14 protein-coding genes are annotated in these 15,943 nt (G+C 72.6%); 10 read left to right on the plus strand and 4 right to left on the minus strand.

Features of this window, described 5'->3' with window-relative positions; translation table 11 throughout:
• The first annotated feature begins 208 nt into the window (after positions 1-208).
• Positions 209-1,867 (plus strand): BACON domain-containing protein, encoded by a 1,659-nt coding sequence (locus IE267_RS32510; RefSeq protein ID WP_189765612.1) that lies wholly within the window; start codon positions 209-211, stop codon positions 1,865-1,867.
• 49 nt (positions 1,868-1,916) lie between these two features.
• Here IE267_RS32510 and IE267_RS32515 read toward each other — a convergent pair whose 3' ends face one another.
• Positions 1,917-2,753 (minus strand): DUF3109 family protein, encoded by an 837-nt coding sequence (locus tag IE267_RS32515; protein ID WP_161251998.1) that lies wholly within the window; start codon positions 2,751-2,753, stop codon positions 1,917-1,919.
• A 52-nt stretch (positions 2,754-2,805) separates the two neighbouring features.
• Here IE267_RS32515 and IE267_RS32520 point away from each other — a divergent pair, with 52 nt between their 5' ends.
• The 4 genes from IE267_RS32520 (at position 2,806) to ilvD (ending at position 7,561) form a co-directional block, all read left to right on the plus strand.
• Complete coding sequence (locus IE267_RS32520) at positions 2,806-3,738, plus strand: Ppx/GppA family phosphatase (RefSeq protein WP_167157903.1); 933 nt, start codon at positions 2,806-2,808, stop codon at positions 3,736-3,738.
• A gap of 178 nt (positions 3,739-3,916) precedes the next feature.
• Entirely contained in the window at positions 3,917-4,738 is an 822-nt protein-coding gene (locus tag IE267_RS32525; RefSeq protein ID WP_167157901.1) for a sugar phosphate isomerase/epimerase family protein, read from the plus strand.
• Complete coding sequence (locus tag IE267_RS32530) at positions 4,735-5,349, plus strand: TetR/AcrR family transcriptional regulator (RefSeq protein WP_167157899.1); 615 nt, start codon at positions 4,735-4,737, stop codon at positions 5,347-5,349. Before IE267_RS32525 ends, IE267_RS32530 begins: the two co-directional genes overlap by 4 nt.
• A gap of 361 nt (positions 5,350-5,710) precedes the next feature.
• Positions 5,711-7,561: a dihydroxy-acid dehydratase gene (ilvD, locus tag IE267_RS32535; protein WP_167157897.1), complete on the plus strand. Its 1,851-nt coding sequence runs from the start codon at positions 5,711-5,713 to the stop codon at positions 7,559-7,561.
• Positions 7,562-7,615: 54 nt separating this feature from the next.
• Here the strand turns inward: ilvD and IE267_RS32540 are convergent, their stop codons facing one another.
• On the minus strand, positions 7,616-9,814 hold the full coding sequence (locus tag IE267_RS32540) for a serine/threonine-protein kinase (protein ID WP_189765613.1): 2,199 nt from the start codon (positions 9,812-9,814) through the stop codon (positions 7,616-7,618).
• Positions 9,815-9,940: 126 nt separating this feature from the next.
• Here IE267_RS32540 and IE267_RS32545 point away from each other — a divergent pair, with 126 nt between their 5' ends.
• The gene (locus IE267_RS32545) at positions 9,941-10,228 is read left to right on the plus strand and encodes a hypothetical protein (protein ID WP_229861537.1); all 288 of its coding nucleotides are present in this window, start codon (positions 9,941-9,943) and stop codon (positions 10,226-10,228) included.
• A gap of 53 nt (positions 10,229-10,281) precedes the next feature.
• On the opposite strand, the gene IE267_RS32550 is transcribed toward IE267_RS32545, so the two are convergent.
• The gene (locus IE267_RS32550) at positions 10,282-10,788 is read right to left on the minus strand and encodes a hypothetical protein (protein ID WP_167157893.1); all 507 of its coding nucleotides are present in this window, start codon (positions 10,786-10,788) and stop codon (positions 10,282-10,284) included.
• 170 nt (positions 10,789-10,958) lie between these two features.
• On the opposite strand from IE267_RS32550, the gene IE267_RS32555 reads away from it, so the two are divergent.
• The 4 genes from IE267_RS32555 (at position 10,959) to proC (ending at position 14,729) form a co-directional block, all read left to right on the plus strand.
• Entirely contained in the window at positions 10,959-11,774 is an 816-nt protein-coding gene (locus IE267_RS32555) for a class I SAM-dependent methyltransferase (RefSeq protein ID WP_189765614.1), read from the plus strand.
• A 234-nt stretch (positions 11,775-12,008) separates the two neighbouring features.
• Positions 12,009-12,863 (plus strand): ABC transporter ATP-binding protein, encoded by an 855-nt coding sequence (locus tag IE267_RS32560; protein WP_189765615.1) that lies wholly within the window; start codon positions 12,009-12,011, stop codon positions 12,861-12,863.
• Between the two features lie 157 nt (positions 12,864-13,020).
• Positions 13,021-13,758 (plus strand): ABC transporter permease, encoded by a 738-nt coding sequence (locus IE267_RS32565; RefSeq protein WP_189765616.1) that lies wholly within the window; start codon positions 13,021-13,023, stop codon positions 13,756-13,758.
• 161 nt (positions 13,759-13,919) lie between these two features.
• Positions 13,920-14,729, plus strand: coding sequence for a pyrroline-5-carboxylate reductase (gene proC / locus IE267_RS32570; protein WP_161252012.1), 810 nt, complete (start codon positions 13,920-13,922; stop codon positions 14,727-14,729).
• Between the two features lie 12 nt (positions 14,730-14,741).
• On the opposite strand, the gene IE267_RS32575 is transcribed toward proC, so the two are convergent.
• Positions 14,742-15,440 (minus strand): hypothetical protein, encoded by a 699-nt coding sequence (locus IE267_RS32575; protein ID WP_189765617.1) that lies wholly within the window; start codon positions 15,438-15,440, stop codon positions 14,742-14,744.
• Positions 15,441-15,943: the final 503 nt, after the last annotated feature.

Genomic DNA, 15,943 nt, shown 5'->3' on the forward strand with positions numbered 1-15,943 from the left:
TTTCCGCGCCCCGCCGTTCGGGTGGATGCCGACGGCCGCACGTCGCCCTGATCCCTTGCGCCCGTTTGCACAGTGCGTGATGGGTCCGCCATGGAATGCCGTGGAATTCCCAATTCCTGTCCCCTTTTGAGGGATACGTTCACCCGTAAGGATTAAATGTGCTCAACCGGTACGAAGAACCCTTGATGCTGCCCCTACGGTCGCACGCGTGACGAGCAGCAGACTGGATCAACCAGCGCACAACACCGGCGCACACCGGGCGCAGCGCCGTGCGCCCCGGACGTTGGCCCAGCGGCCGCCCGCGCGGTACGAGGCGTACCTCGACGGCCTGTTCACCTATTGCCTCTCCGTCCTGTGCGACCACGACGAGGCGACCGCGGCCCTCGGCGACCTGCTCGCCGTCTCCGAGCGCCAGTACGCGCGCTGCCCCGCGGGCGAGGCCGAACGCAAGGCGTGGCTGTACGCGCTCGCCCGCTGGGCCTGTCTGCGCAAGCTCGCCGAGCGCAGGCGCAGCCGCCAGGGCGCCCACACCGGCCGCGTCCCCGAGCAGGCCCCCGCCGTGGAGGTCTCCGATGAGGAGCGCGAGCGCCGCCACCGCGAACTCGCCCTGCTGGCCTGGCCGGAGGCCGCCGGCACCACCCCCGAGCAGCGCGAGGCGCTCGAACTCGCGGTCCGCCACCAGCTCGGCACCCGCGAGGTCGCCTCGGTGCTCGGCATGAACTATCCGGCCGCGCGCGAACTGCTCGCGGCGGGCGCCTGCGAGGTCGACCGGACCCGGGCCGCGCTCGCCGTCGTCGAGATGGGCGGCTGCCCAACGGTCGCCCAACTCACCGGTGACCACCAGGTGTTGCTCTCCGCGGCGCTGCGCCGCGAACTGGTCCGGCACGTCGACGACTGCCCCCGCTGCCGCCGCGCCGCCGAACGCGCGGGCGCGGCCGGCCCCTGGCCCGGGTCGACCGTGACGCCGGCCGCGCTGCCGCTGGCCGAGGCGCCGCGGGCCGCCGCGCAGGCCGCGATGCTGCACGTGCCGAGGGCGCGCGGCGGGGCTCCGCGCTTCGACCGGGCCGGGTTCCCGATGGACCCCAAGGACCGGGCCGCCCGGCGCGACCGGCTGCGCGCCAGGGCCGTGACCACCACCGTCGTGGCCACGGTCGTCGCGGCTCCCGTCTTCGCGCTGTGGGCCGCCTACCGCGGCGCACCCGCCACCGGCGAGCCCGAGGGCGGCGCCAAGGTCACCGCGAGCGAGGCCGACAATCCCGGCGGGCTCGCCGGGCACCCGTACGACCGTTACGAGAACGCGGGCAACGCCCGCAGCGAGCCCGACAACCGCTTCACCGCGGGCAGCCGCGCCCCGGACGTGTCGGTCGAGGTCATCAGCCCCACGACGGCCCCGGCCGGCTCGGCCCGGCTCGCGGTCGCGGCGAGCTCGGCGGGCGACACCACGGTGCTCACGCTCACCTCGACCGGCGACGCCCCCGTCGACTGGTCGCTGCGCAGCCGGGCCCGCTGGCTCACCTTCAGCCAGAGCGCGGGCCGTCTCGCGCCCGGCGAGAGCGTCACCGTGTACATCCGCGTCGACCGGGCCGAGGAGCCGCACCACGCCTGGTCGGTGCGGGTCGAGGTGGCGCCGTCGGGTGCCGCGGTACGCATCAGCGGCGACGGCACCCCGGTCGTGACCCCGTCCTCGCCCGACCCGGGCACCACGGGCCACCCCGGTCCCGGCGGATCGAGCGCGCCCGCCTCGACCCCGCCCACCAAGAGCCCGGGCAGCCCCACGCCCACCCCGACCCCGCCGAGCCAGAGCCCCACCCCGACGGAGACGCCCACACCCACGCAGACGCCACCGTCACCGACTCCGAGCAGCTGACAACTCCCGTACGGAGCACGGGAGTTGGTGGGCGCAAGGGTCGCGGGTGTTACCGCTTCGGGTCGGCCGGGTGCGGAGCGACGAGCGGCAGCTGCGAGGCGAGCCGCGCCTCGCACTGCTCGACGAGCACGGCGTAGGCCTCCGCGCCCATCAGCTCGGTCAGTTCCGGCTTGTACGTCACGTACACCGGCTCACCCGCGCCGTGCGCGGAGGTCGCCGAGGTGCACCACCAGTGCAGGTCGTGGCCGCCGGGTCCCCAGCCGCGCCGGTCGTACTCGCCGATCGAGATCTGCAGCACCTTGGTGTCGTCGGGCCGCTCGATCCAGTCGTACGTCCGGCGCACCGGCAGTTGCCAGCAGACGTCCGGCTTGGTCTCCAGGGGCTCCTTGCCCTCCTTGAGGGCCAGGATGTGCAGCGAGCAGCCGGCGCCGCCCGCGAAGCCCGGCCGGTTCTGGAAGATGCACGAGCCGTTCCAGCGCCGGGTCTGCCGGTCGCCGTCGTCGTCGGTCTGGATCCAGCCCGACTCCGTACCCACGTCGTGGAACTGCCAGAGCTCCGGAGTGAGCCGCGCCACGTGCCCGGCCACCCGCTTCTCGTCGTCCTTGTCGGAGAAGTGGGCGCCGAGCGTGCAGCAGCCGTCGTCGGCCCGGCCCGCCTCGATGCCCTGGCAGCCGCTGCCGAAGATGCAGGTCCACCGTGAGGTGAGCCACGTCAGATCGCAGCGGAAGACCTGCTCGTCGTCGGCGGGGTCGGGGAACTCGACCCAGGCCCGCGGGAAGTCGATCCCCTGCTCGTCCTGAGCCCGCTTCCGCTCGTCCTGCGACAGCTTCGCGAGGTTCTTCGGGTCTTTGGCTTTGCCCGGCTTCGCCTTTTTCGTCTTTGGCACACCTCAAGCGTATGTCCGAGGGGGTGTCGCCACGCGCAGTAGCGTTCAGTCCATGAGACTCGGAGTCCTCGATGTGGGGTCGAACACGGTTCATCTGCTGGTGGTGGACGCGCACGCCGGTGCCGCGCCCCTGCCCGCGCACTCGCACAAGGCCGAGCTGCGGCTCGCCGAACTCCTCGACGAGGACGGTGCGATCGGGCCGGAGGGCATCGACCGGCTCGTCGCCACGATCAGCGCGGCGCTGCTCTCCGCCGAGGACAAGGGCGTCCAGGAGCTGCTGCCGTTCGCGACCTCCGCGGTGCGCGAGGCCAGCAACGTCGACCACGTCATCGCCCGGGTCCACGACGAGACGGGCGTCGACCTCGCCGTGCTCTCCGGCGAGGAGGAGGCCCGCCTCACCTTCCTCGCGGCGCGTCGCTGGTACGGCTGGTCGGCCGGGAAGCTGCTGCTGCTCGACATCGGCGGCGGTTCCCTCGAAGTGGCGTACGGCATCGACGAGGAGCCGGACGCGGCGGTCTCGCTGCCGCTGGGCGCGGGACGCCTGACCGCGGGCTGGCTGCCGGGCGACCCGCCGGACCCGGCCGACGTACGGGCGCTGCGCCGCCATGTGCGGGCCCAAATCGCGGGAACGGTGGGGGAGTTCACGCGCTCGGGGCGTCCCGACCACGTGGTCGCCACCTCGAAGACGTTCAAGCAGCTGGCGCGGATCGCGGGGGCCGCGCGGTCGAGCGAGGGCGCCTACGTCCAGCGCACCCTGAGTCGTAAGTCACTGGAGGAGTGGGTGCCCAAGCTCGCCGCGATGACCGCCGAGCAGCGCACCACCCTGCCCGGCGTCTCGGAGGGCCGGGCTCCGCAACTGCTCGCGGGGGCACTCGTCGCGGAGGGCGCGATGGACCTGTTCGCGGTCGACGAGCTTGAGGTCTGTCCCTGGGCGCTGCGCGAGGGCGTGATCCTGCGCCACCTCGACCACCTGCCGGTGGGCTGAGAACGCGAAAGGGACCGGGTGGGGGCCGAGCAGGGGCGGGGAAGGGCGTCGGGCAGGGACGTGGGGCAGGGGCGTCGGGCAGCGAAGGACACGGTCCCGAGTTACCGGCGAGTGTGACGTTCGCCGGGGTCGCGGGACCGCCTCCCCTCCCGGCGGTGACGGCCCGTACCCTGTCTGCGTGGCAGAACCAGTGGTGCGCATCCCGGATGCGAAGGTCGCCCTGTCCACGGCCTCGGTCTACCCGGAGTCGACGGCAACGGCCTTCGAGATCGCCGCGCGCCTGGGCTACGACGGTGTCGAGGTCATGGTCTGGACCGACCCCGTGAGCCAGGACATCGAAGCCCTGCGGCGGCTCTCCGACTACCACCAGGTGCCGATCCTGGCCGTCCACGCGCCATGTCTGCTGATCACGCAGCGGGTCTGGTCCACCGACCCCTGGGTGAAGCTGCAGCGGGCGCGGTCGGCGGCGGAGAAGCTCGGCGCCTCCGCGGTGGTGGTCCACCCTCCCTTCCGTTGGCAGCGCCAGTACTCCCGCGACTTCGTCGACGGAATCTGGCGGATGGCCGACGAGACGGACGTCAGATTCGCGGTGGAGAACATGTACCCGTGGCGCTACCGGGACCGCGAGATGCTGGCCTACGCCCCCGACTGGGACGTGACGAAGGACGACTACCGGAACTTCACGGTCGACCTCTCGCACGCGGCGACCTCCCGCATCGACGCGATGGCCATGGTCGACCGGATGGGCGACCGGCTCGCCCACGTCCACCTCGCGGACGGGCGCGGCTCGGCGAAGGACGAGCACCTGGTCCCGGGCCGCGGCACCCAGCCGTGCGCGGAACTCCTGGAGCGCCTCGCCGTGTCGGGCTTCGACGGCCACATCGTCATCGAGGTCAACACCCGCCGGGCCATGTCCGCCGCCGAACGCGAGGCCGACCTCGCCGAGGCGCTCGCCTTCACGCGGCTGCACCTGGCGTCCGCGCCGGCCCGCCGCGCATGACGGACGGCGCCGCCCCGCGCCGACGCGGCCGCCCGCCGCGCTCCGCCGGGGACGACGGCCCCGGCACCCGCGAGCGGATCCTCGCGGCGGCCCGTACGGAGTTCTCCGGCCGGGGTTACGACAAGACGTCCATGCGCGGGATCGGCCGGGCGGCGGGGGTGGACGCGGCCCTGGTGCACCACTACTTCGGCACGAAGGAGGCGGTGTTCGCGGCGGCCATCGAGGTCGACTTCGAGCCGGCGCTGACCGTGGACGCGATCCTGGGCGACTCCCCCGACGGCCTCGGCGAACGCCTGGCCCGTCACTTCCTGGCGATCTGGGAGAACCCGGCGACCCGCACACCGCTGCTCGCCGTGATCCGCTCGGCCCTCACGCACGAGGCGGCGGCGAAGGTGCTGCGGGGGGTGGTGCTGCGGCGCCTCCTGGAGCGGGTCGCGGCCGAGCTGGACGTGCCCGATCCCCGTCTGCGCGCGGAGCTGGCGGCCTCGCACATGATGGGCATCGTGATCATGCGGTACGTACTGGAGCTGGAGCCCCTCGCCTCGACCCCGCCCGCCCGGATCGTGACCCTGGTGGCCCCCACCCTCCAGCGCTACCTGACCGAGGCCTGACCCCTGGCTCCGCCCCGGACCCCGGGGGTGAGTTCTTCGGCCGCGGGCATCTTCAGCCCGTCATGGGGGTCCCCCCTGGCCCTTAAGACATTGGGGGAGTTTGAGGACGAGCGCCGTTCAGGCGCGAACGGGGGTCTGGGGGCGGAGCCCCCAGGGTCCGTCAACCCCCGGAGGGTCTCGGGAAGGGGCGGGGAGGGGCCAAAAACAGGGGTCCGGGGCGCAAGCCCCAGGGACCCGGCCCCGCCCGGCCCGGGGGCCACATGGCGAACCCCGCGTCCCAACATCTGGACGCCCTGTCCAGATGGCGGAGCCAGGCGTAGGCTCGCACCAGAGCAGATCCATACCTAGGAGACGAGCGACGATGCCCGAGCTGAGGTCCCGCACAGTCACCCACGGCCGCAACATGGCGGGCGCCCGCGCCCTTATGCGGGCCTCCGGTGTAGCGAGCGAGGACATCGGCAAGCCGATCATCGCCGTGGCGAACAGCTTCACCGAGTTCGTGCCGGGCCACACCCACCTCGCCCCGGTGGGCCGGATCGTCAGCGAGGCGATCCTGGCCGCGGGCGCGGTTCCCCGCGAGTTCAACACCATCGCCGTGGACGACGGCATCGCCATGGGTCACGGCGGCATGCTCTACAGCCTCCCCTCCCGCGACCTCATCGCGGACAGCGTGGAGTACATGGTCGAGGCCCACTGCGCCGACGCCCTGATCTGCATCTCCAACTGCGACAAGATCACCCCCGGCATGCTGATGGCGGCGCTCCGCCTCAACATCCCCACCGTCTTCGTCTCCGGCGGCCCGATGGAGTCCGGCAAGGCGACCCTGGTGGACGGCACGGTCCGCACGCTCGACCTGGTCGACGCGATCTCGGACGCCGTCAACGACAAGATCTCCGACGCGGACATCCTCCGCATCGAGGAGAACGCCTGTCCCACCTGCGGCTCCTGCTCCGGCATGTTCACGGCGAACTCCATGAACTGCCTGACCGAGGCGATCGGCCTGAGCCTCCCCGGCAACGGCTCGGTGCTCGCGACCCACACCGCCCGCCGCGCGCTCTACGAGAACGCGGCCCGCACGGTCGTCGAGATCACCAAGCGGCACTACGAGGAGGACGACCACACCGTCCTGCCCCGCTCCATCGCGACCCGCGCCGCGTTCGAGAACGCCATGGCGCTCGACATCGCCATGGGCGGCTCGACCAACACGATCCTGCACCTGCTCGCCGCGGCCCAGGAGGCCGAACTCGACTACGGCCTCAGCGACATGGACGCCGTCAGCCGCCGCGTTCCGTGCCTCGCCAAGGTCGCCCCGAACGTCGCCAAGAACCGTACGTACTACATGGAGGACGTGCACCGCGCCGGCGGCATCCCCGCCATCCTGGGCGAGCTGTACCGCGCGGGCCTGCTCAACGAGGACGTCCACACCGTCCACTCCCGCTCCATCAAGGAGTGGCTGGACGCCTGGGACGTGCGCGGTGGCTCCCCGTCCGCCGAGGCGGTCGAGCTGTGGCACGCCGCCCCCGGCTGCGTCCGCTCGGCCACCGCGTTCTCGCAGTCCGAGCGCTGGGACACGCTGGACACCGACGCCGCCGAAGGCTGCATCCGGGACGCGGCACACGCGTACAGCAAGGACGGCGGCCTCGCGGTCCTGCGCGGCAACCTCGCCGAGGACGGCTGCGTCGTGAAGACGGCCGGCGTCGACGAGTCGATCTGGACCTTCGAGGGCCCGGCCGTCGTCTGCGAGTCGCAGGAGCAGGCCGTCGACAAGATCCTCAAGAAGGAGATCACGCACGGCGATGTCGTCGTGATCCGCTACGAGGGCCCCAAGGGCGGCCCCGGCATGCAGGAGATGCTGTACCCGACGTCGTTCCTCAAGGGCCGCGGCCTCGGCAAGACCTGCGCACTGATCACCGACGGCCGCTTCTCCGGCGGCACTTCGGGCCTGTCCATCGGCCACGCCTCGCCCGAGGCGGCGTCCGGCGGCACCATCGCGCTGGTCGAGGACGGCGACCGCATCCGGATCGACATCCCCAACCGTACGATCGAACTCCTGGTCTCCGAAGCCGAGTTGGCGACCCGGCGCGAGGCGCTGGACGGGGTGTACGCCCCGAAGGGCCGGGAGCGGAAGGTGTCGGCCGCGCTGCGCGCCTACGCGGCGATGGCCACCAGCGCCGACCGGGGCGCGGTCAGGGACGTCTCGAAGCTCGGCTGAAGCCAGCCACGGCAGTGAACTTACGCCCCGTCACCGGTACTCGGTGGCGGGGCGTCACCAGCTCCCGATGTCCCCGGGATCGACCCCGAACACCGACCCGTCCGGGGCGGCGGCATACACCCGCCCCCCGATGGCGAGCGGCGCCGGGAGGGCGGGCGTGAAGGTGTAACGCCCGTTGTTCATGCGGGGGTTGGTCTGCCCGACGAGTACGCCCTTGGCCGAGTCGAAGGCCAGCAGCCGGCCGTCGGCTCCGGTCAGGAACACCCGCCCGCCCGAGGCGACCGGACGCGAGGCGCGGGCCACCCCCGTGTCGAGCCGCCACTTCTCGGTGCCGTGCGCGGAGTCGACCGAGACGAGCGCTCCGCCGGCCCCGAACAGGTACACGGCATCCCCGTCGAGCCCGGCCTGCGCCTGGTCGAGCGGCGCGGTGAGCGTGGCGCGGCGGGCGGTGCGGGTCGCGGTGTCGAGGCGTACGACCGCCGTGGTGAACCCGCTCGGGTCGGTCGCGAGCAGCACCACGGCCCTGCCGTCGGCCGCGGCGGGCCGCAGCCGCCCCTCCGCCCCGGCCCGCCACCGCACGGAACCGTCGGCGGGATCGACGGCGGCGACGGCGGTGGAGCGGCCGTCGGGGGAGGGCGTCACGACGTAGACCGCCCCCGCCCCCGCGCCGCCGGGCGCGACCCACTGGGACCGGGGCCCGCCCAGCGCCTTGCGCCACATCTCCTTGCCCGTACCGGAGTTGAGCGCGGTGACGTGCCCGTCCGCCGTGGTGAGCAGCACCGCGGGGCCCGCGGGGCGCACCCCCGAGTACGCCGACACGTCGGCGGACCACACCGGCTTGCCCGTGCCCGGGTCGTACGCCCGCAGCGGCCCGCCCGGCACCCGGGCCAGCACCCGGCCGCCGGACACGACGGGTGCGTAGTCGTCCGAGAGCAGTTGTCCGCCCGCCCCGGCCACCGTCCACCCGACCTTCCCGCTGACGGCGTCGAGCCGGGCGAGGGCTACGCCCGGCGCGGAACAGTACAGCGCGCCGTCGCCGTCCCCGGCCGAGCAGAAGGCCGTACGGTTCCCACCGCCACCGCTCACCTTGGTGGCGCCTTCCAACTGGGCGCTCCAGGGCCGGAATTGAACAGCCCCGGGCTCCTCGGGCGCGGCGGCCACGGCACCGGTCCCGTCCGGCATCATCTGCACACCGACGACCCCGGTCCCGGCGATGGCGACGAGGGCCGCCGCCCCGACGACCCACCGGGCCCGGTGCCGGACCCGCTTCTCGGGTCCGGGGGGTTCGGAAGGTCCGCCGGGACCACCGGGACCACCGGGGCCACCGGGGTTGGCAGCGTTCGCAGGGTTGGCAGGGTTGGCAGGGTTGGCGGCACCAACGGGATTGCGGAACTGCTGAGTAGGGATATGGGCCTCGGAACCGTACGCGGCGGACCGCAGCGCCGACATCAGCTCGTCCGGCGTGGGCCGGTCGGCCGGGTCCTTGGCGAGGCAGCCGCGCAGGACGGGCACGAGGTCCTCGGGCACACCGGCCAAGTCGGGTTCGTTGTGCACGACTTGATAGGCGACGACGTAGTGCGAGTCGGAGTCGAAGGGCCCCCGCCCGGTCGCGGCGTGCACGAGTACGGCCCCCATGGCGAACACGTCCGCGGCGGGCCCGACTTCGCGGGGCCGCTGGAACTGCTCGGGCGCCATGAAGGGAGGGGTGCCGATGAGCTTGCCGGTCTCGGTGCGCAGATCGCTGTCGTACGGACGCGAAATGCCGAAGTCGATGACCTTGGGCCCGTCCGCGGCGAGCAGGACGTTGCTCGGCTTGAGGTCGCGGTGCACCACCCCGGCCCGGTGGATGTCCCGCAGCGCCTCCGCGAGCCCGGCCCCAAGCCGGCGCACCTCGACCGCGTCCAGCGGCCCGCTCTGCTTGACCCGCTCGGCGAGGGTGGGTCCGGGGACGTGCAGGGTGGCCATCCAGGGCCGCTCCGCGTCGGGGTCGGCGTCGACGACGGAGGCGGTGAACGCGCCGCTGACCCGCCGGGCCGCCGACACCTCCTGCCGGAACCGCGCCCGGAACTCCGGGTCGGCGGCGTGCTGGGCGTGCACGATCTTGACGGCGAGCCGCATGCCGGAGGGGGACGTGGCCAGATGCACCACCCCCATGCCGCCCGATCCGATGACGGTTTCGAGCCGGTACGCCCCGACGGATTCCGGGTCGTCGTCACCCGGCGCCCCGAACCCGACACTGTGCGGCGACGCCATGGCCCACCCCCATGTGTCCGGTTTATGCGTACGCCCGACGGAGCCTAGTCGATGGGCCGTACGGGCTCGATGGGGCTTGCTAGCCTGCGTGTTGCACGCAGAGTGAAGCCAATGGGGGAGTTGGGCATGACATCAGAATCGGCCGAAACACTGGCCTCGGGATCGACGCACCGCTACCCGGTGGCCCCCGGCTGCGAACTGAACGTCCGCAGCGGCCCCGGCACGGGCTACTCGATCGTCGACGTCCTGCCGCTGGGCGCGACGGTCCCGGTGAACTGCCAGACCTCCGGCACGCGCGTCACGGGCCCGTACGGCACCTCGAACATCTGGGACAACATCGGCAACGGCCGGTTCGTCGCGGACGCGTACGTGAAGACGGGTAGCGACGGTTACGTGGCCCCCCGCTGCGGCTGACCCCGCTCCCGCCGCCCCCGGCGGGCGGAGCCGTCGGGCCGCCGGCCTGGGGGCTACTTCCGCTTGGGGCGCTTGCGGGTTGCGGGATTGTTCCTGCGGCGGGTCCACTGGGCGAGGGCCGCTTCGTATTCCTTGCGGTGCAGGGACTCGCCGGGGGCCTCGACGAAGGTGCGGGCGCAGTAGGCCAGCAGGGAGCCGATGAAGCCGATGGCCTTCAGACCCTGGAGGGAGCGGTCCGCGTCCGGGTCGGCGGGGCGGGTCGAGAAGCCCTCCCAGGTCTTGCGGAAGGCCATCGCGCTGCAGATCGCGAACATCACGACGACCAGCACGTTGACGAACGAGCCGGTGTTCGCGAGCTGCAGCCCTTCGTACGCGAACCGCAGAACGAAGCAAGCCGCGACCGCCGCCACCAGAGCGCCGATCCCCGCACCCACCCGGCGCAGCGCGTAACCCCCGTCGTGGTCCACCCAGGTGGTGCCGAAGAATCGAATGGCCTCGGGCCGGGGCCCAGCGGGGGTCGCCCCGCCGACGGCGTCGCTTTCGCCCTTGTTCTCGGTCATGCCGTCGATTATCCCCGCATTCCCCAACCCCCGGCTCCAGCAGACACGGCCCCGGCCCGCCTAGGGGGACGCGGGCAACCGCGCGACCGGCCACGCACCTCCCGAACTCCCCCCACCTCCCGAACTCCCCCCACCTCCCGAACGCCCGCCCCGCACGGCAAACTCCCCCCATGACCCAACCCCGCGCCCACTCCTTCAACGCGGTCGCCGCCCAATACGCCGCCAACCGCCCGTCCTACCCCCCGGCCCTCCTCGACGCCGTCGAGGAACTCGCGGCCCACCCCCTGCGCGACGCGAACGTCGCGGACATCGGCGCCGGCACCGGCATCGCCAGCGCCCTCCTGCACGCCCGGGGCGCAAGGGTCACCGCGGTGGAGCCGGGCGACGGCATGGCCGCGGAGTTCCGCAGGAACAACCCCGGCATCCCCCTGGTGCGGGGCGACGGCAACCACCTCCCCCTCGCCACCGCATCCGCGGACTTCATCACGTACGCCCAGGCCTGGCACTGGACGGACCCGGCGAAGGCGGGCCCGGAAGTCTGCCGAGTGCTGCGCCCGGGCGGCGCACTGGCCCTGTGGTGGAACCGCACGGACCACTCCGCACAGTGGCTCGCGGACCAGGACGCCCGAGTGCACGACTTCTTCCGAACGGACCCGTCAGCCCGAGCAGGCCAAGGGGACCAGGCGGGCCCGGCGGACCACCAACGCCCATCGGGCATCTCCGCACTGCAACGCGGCGGCCACCCGTGGGTCGACATCCCCGGCCTGACCTTCACCGAACGCAATATCCCGCACACCCGCAAGGTCCCCCTCACGACCCACCTGGCGAACCTCGGCAGCCACTCGGCGTTCCTGGTCATCGGTCAGGAGCGGACGAGGGAGTTCATGACCCGGGAACGCGCCGTGCTGAGCAAACTCTTTCCCGACGGCACGATCGAGGAGAGCTACGTCGTCCACCTGCGCCTGGCCCGCACCGAAGGGCCGTGACCAGGGACCGGCATGGCCCCCCTCCCCGCCCTCGGACCGGCACGGACCGCCGCCCCGCCCTCGGACCGGCGCGGACCTCCCTGCCTCGGACCGGCATGGCCCCCCTCCCCGCCCTCGGACCGGCGCGGACCGCCCCGCCTCCGGACCGGCACGGACCAGCCCCCTGCCCGCAGACCGGCACGCAGGCCCCCCGAACCTTGACGCCCGGCCCCGATCCGGAGCAGTATTCATCACATGGTGAATTACAACCCGCACTCCCCGGGCGACACCACCACCCCCGAGCCGGCGGCCGCCCCCGCCGCGCAGATTGCCGGCCCCGCCGCACAGGCGCCCCGCACCGCCGAGACGGCGCCCGGCCCCGCCGTGACGGCGGAAGCCCTCACCGTCGTGCGCGGCGACCGCACAGTCCTCCGGGGTCTGGACTTCACCGTTCCGCGCGCCCGCATCACCGGCCTCCTCGGCCCCTCGGGCTGCGGGAAGTCCACCCTGCTGCGGGCGATCGTGGGCACCCAGGCCAAAGCCACCGGCACCCTCACGGTCCTGGGTGCCCCCGCCGGCACCCCGGCCCTGCGTGAACGCATCGGGTACGTGACCCAAGCCCCGTCCATCTACCAGGACTTGACGGTGCGTCAGAATCTGGACTACTTCGCAGCCGTACTCCACCCCGGCCGCGCCCACCGCACGGCCCGCGCGGAACCCGTCACCCGGGCGATCGAGGACGTCGACCTCACCAGCCACGCCGACGACCTGGCCGGACGGCTCTCCGGCGGGCAACTGAGCCGGGTCTCGCTCGCGGTCGCCCTGCTCGGCGCCCCGGAACTGCTCGTCCTGGACGAACCGACCGTCGGCCTCGACCCCGTACTCCGGCGCGACCTGTGGACCCTCTTCCACTCCATCGCCACCACCCGCGGGACCACCCTCCTGGTGTCCTCGCACGTCATGGACGAAGCGGAACGCTGCCACCGCCTGCTCCTGCTCCGCGAAGGAGCCCTCCTGGCCGAGGACACCCCGGACGCCCTACGCACCCGTACCGGCACCGGAACCGTCGAGGAAGCCTTCCTCCACCTGGTCGACGAAGCCACCCGATGACCGTCATCGACCACCCACCACGCCCACCCCTGCCCGCACGAAGGGACGGCCCCATGACCGCCGCCGGACCCGTAACCGCCGCAGCACCCATGACGGTTGCCGCACCTATGACGGTTGCCGCACCCATGACCGCAGCGCACTCCGACGGGACGGCCCCATGACCGTGTCCCGCACCCTCGCGACCGCCGCCCGCGTCCTGCGTCAGCTGCGCCACGACCCCCGCACGATCGCGCTGCTCCTGATCGTCCCGTCCCTGATGATCATCCTGCTCAGGTACGTGTTCGACGGCAGCCCGGCCGTCTTCAACAGCATCGGCGCCTCACTGCTCGGCATCTTCCCGCTGATCACGATGTTCCTGGTGTCCTCCATCGCCACCCTGCGCGAACGCACATCCGGCACCCTGGAACGCCTCCTCGCCATGCCCCTCGCCAAGGGCGACCTGATCGGCGGCTACGCGATCGCGTTCGGCGCGATCGCCGTGCTCCAGTCGCTCATCGCGACAGGCATCGCCCTCTGGCTGCTCGACCTGAACGTCACGGGCTCCCCGTGGCTGCTCCTCCTGGTCGCCCTCCTCGACGCGCTTCTCGGCACGGCCCTCGGCCTGTTCGTCTCGGCGTTCGCGGCATCGGAGTTCCAGGCGGTCCAGTTCATGCCGGCGGTGATCTTCCCCCAGCTCCTGCTCTGCGGCCTGTTCACTCCGCGCGACACGATGCAACCGGTGCTGCGCAGGATCTCCGACGTCCTGCCCATGTCGTACGCGGTCGACGCGATGACCCAGGTCCTGCACCACCCCCACGCAACCGCCGCGTTCGCGCGGGACGCCGGCATCGTGGCCGCGGTGGCGATCCTGGTCCTGGCCCTGGGCGCGGCCACCCTGCCCCGCCGCACCCCGTGAACCCGCACCCCGTGAACCCGCACCCCGTGAACTCGTACCCGCCGGCCCCGTAACCGCGCCACGCCGCGCCCCCGTACCGCCCTTCGGACGCCCCCTTCGGACACCCGCGGCCGATGCGAGGATGACGTCACGAAACGCCGCACCACCTGGAGGGTGACCGCATGACCCAGACCGTCGCAGTCCTCGGCACCGGCAAGATCGGCGAGGCCCTCCTCAGCGGAATGATCCGCGCCGGCTGGCACCCGGCCAACCTCCTCGTGACCGCCCGCCGTTCCGAGCGCGCCGCGGAACTCCACACCCGTTACGGAGTGGACGCGGTCACCAACGCCGAGGCCGCCAAGCGCGCGGACACCCTGATCCTCGCGGTGAAGCCCCAGGACATGGGCACGCTCCTGGACGAGCTCGCCCCGCACCTCACCAACGACCGCCTGGTGATCAGCGCCGCCGCCGGCATCCCGAGCTCGTTCATCGAAGCCCGCCTCGCCTCCGGCACCCCCGTCGTACGCGTCATGCCGAACACGCCCGTACTGGTCGACGAGGGCATGTCGGTGATCAGCGCCGGCAGCCACGCGACGCCGGACCACCTCGCTCATACGGAGGAGATCTTCGGCGGCGTGGGCAAGACCCTGCGCGTACCGGAGTCGCAGCAGGACGCGGCAACGGCCCTCTCCGGCTCGGGCCCCGCGTACTTCTACTACCTGGTCGAGGCCATGACGGACGCGGGCATCCTGCTCGGCCTGCCGCGCGCCCAGGCGTACGACCTGATCGTGCAGTCCGCGATCGGCGCCGCCGTGATGCTGCGCGACAGCGGCGAGCACCCGGTGAAGCTCCGCGAGGCGGTGATGTCCCCGGCCGGCACGACCATCAGCGCGATCCGCGAGCTGGAGAACCACGGCGTACGGGCCGCCCTGATCGCGGCCCTCGAAGCGGCCCGCGACCGCAGCCGCGAACTGGCGTCCGGCAACAGCTGATCCGCCCCGCCGCTATTCCTTCCCGTACGGCCGCCGCACCACGGCGGCGGCCAGCCCGCCGCCGACGAGTGCGAGCGCACCCCCGCCGATCAGGCTCAGCACACCGACGGGGGTGTCCGGAAGAGCGGCTCGCGCGGCCTCGAACGCGTTGTCCCCTCCGCTGTCGCGGTCGGAAGCCCCGCCCGGCGAACTGTCGACGGACCCGGCCGGCGGGTCCACCGAGTAGACGGCCGGGGCGACAGCCGCGCCGGTGGCCGCTCGGACCATTGATCCGGTGGCCGATCCCGTGGAGGGTTCGCCGACCTGGGCCGAAGCCGGCCGGACGGCCGATCGGCCAGGGCCACCAACGGCCGTACCGATACCCGAGTGGCCGGCGGAAGCGCTCGCCCCGGGGGAGGTGCTCGTCCCGGCGCCTCGCGCATGGCCCGCCCCCGGCACCCGCACCGACCGCAGGTCCGCCGCGAGCTGCCACCCGTGCCGCAACCTCGCCTCTAGCCGGGCCACCACCCGATCGGAACCGCTGGCACCTACGGCGGCCCGGAGCCGCTGGATCTCGCCCAGGGTCCCCTCGTTGACCGCGTCGACGACCCGCAGCCGCATCTGGGCGATCCGCTCATCGCCGTTCACGGCGTGCGCGGCCCCGGGCGCGACGGCCATCCCCAACAGGAGGAGGGTCGCGGTGGCCACGGCAATCCGAAGAAGAGACCTCATACCGTCAAGCTAGGTCGCGGGGCGCGGCCAGGAGATCAGCCGTCCCGCCAGGCCTGCCTCGGCCGAAAGTACGAGGTCGAAGGCTTACGGGCTCCCCGAACCGACCCGCACGGCCGACGCCCGGCGGCCCTTTGGCGGCTCCTCTGCGGGCACCGGTCGAGGGTTGACACGGCCCTCCCCCGTACGTAGTGTTCTCCGAGTTGTCCGACGTGAGCGCCGACCCCGGTCGGTCCCCGGACAGCCATTCCGCACCAACCACTTCTTATGAACGACACCTAGTCGTCTCATTTTTCGTGCGCTTTTGCGAAATGAGGAATCCGCGTTCGAGGACGCACCCCGATTGGCGTCGGGGCCCAGGATTCCGCTAATGTCTCACTCGTCGGAACGGCCCAACAGCCGGGAAGACAAGCCGACTTGGCCCCGGGAGACCGGGAATCGGGCCCGAAAGGATCTGATAGAGTCGGAGCCGCCGGAAAGGGAAACCCGAGAGGGAGAACCTGAAA

The sequence above is a fragment of the Streptomyces xanthochromogenes genome, from assembly GCF_014650455.1.
Lineage (GTDB): Bacteria > Actinomycetota > Actinomycetes > Streptomycetales > Streptomycetaceae > Streptomyces > Streptomyces xanthochromogenes.

Bases quoted from the DNA above. Each gene is read 5' to 3' on its own strand.
- IE267_RS32520 (WP_167157903.1), top strand. From the start codon at position 2,806: ATGAGACTCGGAGTCCTCGATGTGGGGTCGAACACGGTTCATCTGCTG.
- IE267_RS32530 (WP_167157899.1), top strand. From the start codon at position 4,735: ATGACGGACGGCGCCGCCCCGCGCCGACGCGGCCGCCCGCCGCGCTCC.
- ilvD (WP_167157897.1), top strand. From the start codon at position 5,711: ATGCCCGAGCTGAGGTCCCGCACAGTCACCCACGGCCGCAACATGGCG.
- IE267_RS32540 (WP_189765613.1), bottom strand. From the start codon at position 9,814: ATGGCGTCGCCGCACAGTGTCGGGTTCGGGGCGCCGGGTGACGACGAC.
- IE267_RS32545 (WP_229861537.1), top strand. From the start codon at position 9,941: ATGACATCAGAATCGGCCGAAACACTGGCCTCGGGATCGACGCACCGC.
- IE267_RS32550 (WP_167157893.1), bottom strand. From the start codon at position 10,788: ATGACCGAGAACAAGGGCGAAAGCGACGCCGTCGGCGGGGCGACCCCC.
- IE267_RS32555 (WP_189765614.1), top strand. From the start codon at position 10,959: ATGACCCAACCCCGCGCCCACTCCTTCAACGCGGTCGCCGCCCAATAC.
- IE267_RS32560 (WP_189765615.1), top strand. From the start codon at position 12,009: ATGGTGAATTACAACCCGCACTCCCCGGGCGACACCACCACCCCCGAG.
- IE267_RS32565 (WP_189765616.1), top strand. From the start codon at position 13,021: ATGACCGTGTCCCGCACCCTCGCGACCGCCGCCCGCGTCCTGCGTCAG.
- proC (WP_161252012.1), top strand. From the start codon at position 13,920: ATGACCCAGACCGTCGCAGTCCTCGGCACCGGCAAGATCGGCGAGGCC.
- IE267_RS32575 (WP_189765617.1), bottom strand. From the start codon at position 15,440: ATGAGGTCTCTTCTTCGGATTGCCGTGGCCACCGCGACCCTCCTCCTG.